General features: G+C 78.8%; 2 protein-coding genes. One reads left to right on the forward strand and one right to left on the reverse strand.

Annotated elements, in window-relative coordinates; translation table 11 throughout:
* Nucleotides 1-382, forward strand: a 382-nt coding sequence (ftsL, locus tag ABD844_RS36170) for a cell division protein FtsL (RefSeq protein WP_486348545.1), incomplete at its 5' end; no start/stop codon positions are given.
* A gap of 5 nt (nucleotides 383-387) precedes the next feature.
* Here the strand turns inward: ftsL and ABD844_RS36175 are convergent.
* The coding region (locus ABD844_RS36175) for a hypothetical protein (RefSeq protein WP_344888174.1) at nucleotides 388-907 on the reverse strand (520 nt) is incomplete at its 5' end.

A 907-nucleotide genomic window follows, 5' to 3' on the forward strand; every position in this document is an offset into this window, starting at 1 on the left:
CGCGCGTCCGCGAGCCGAGGAGGCCGCGGCCCATGCCCCGGCCCAGCCCTCGGCCCGTCCCGCGCCCCGGCGGCGTCCCGCGCGCCGGCGGCGGGCGCCGTTCGTGCTGCTCGTCGTCGGGCTGCTGTGCGGCGGCCTGGTGAGCCTGCTGCTGCTCAACACCATGCTCGCCCAGGACGCCATCACCGCGGGGGAGCTGCGCGAGCAGATCGCGGTGGCCGAGCGGGAGAACGAGAAGATCAACCAGGACTACCAGCGTAAGACGCAGCCCGGGGTCATCGCCAAGCTGGCCGAGGACCAGGGCCAGCACCGCGACTGGGACGAGGTCAACAGCTGGAGCAGCGCCGGCGAGCGGGCCAGCCAGGTGGACACGGGACGGTGAGGGAATCAGGCGGCAGGGGGCAGGGACCCGGCCGCGGCGCGGGCGGCGCCGGCTCTCAGGGAGGGCCAGGCGCCGCTCGCCGTACGCCGGGCGGCCCCGGGCGCGGAGGGCGGCAGGGGGGCGCCGGTCGCTCCGACGGGGGGCGCGGCGAGGCGAATGGCCGTCCGGGGTCGCCGGAGAACCCGCCGCGCCGTCCCCGTGACCGCGACGACCCCCTCGACCTGCCGTTCGGACGCGAGTCGTTCGGGCGTGACGACGGCCGCGGACGCCCGCCCCAGGACCCCGACGACGACGCCCCCCGAGGGCGAGGCCGTCAGGGAGAGGACGAGGGGACACGCGAGCGGCGCTCCCGCGACGACGACGGGCCGCGCGGTCGTGGCCGGTCCCGTGACGACGACGGGCCGCGCGGGCGAGGGCCCCGCGACGACGACAGCGGGCGCGGGCGGGGCCGTTCCCCCGAGGACGGCGCACGCGGGCGCTCCCGTGACGACGGCGACCGGCCGAGAGGACGGGCGCCCCAGTCGC

Origin of the sequence: Nonomuraea antimicrobica, from assembly GCF_039536965.1 — a bacterium.
GTDB classification, from domain to species: Bacteria; Actinomycetota; Actinomycetes; order Streptosporangiales; family Streptosporangiaceae; genus Nonomuraea; species Nonomuraea antimicrobica.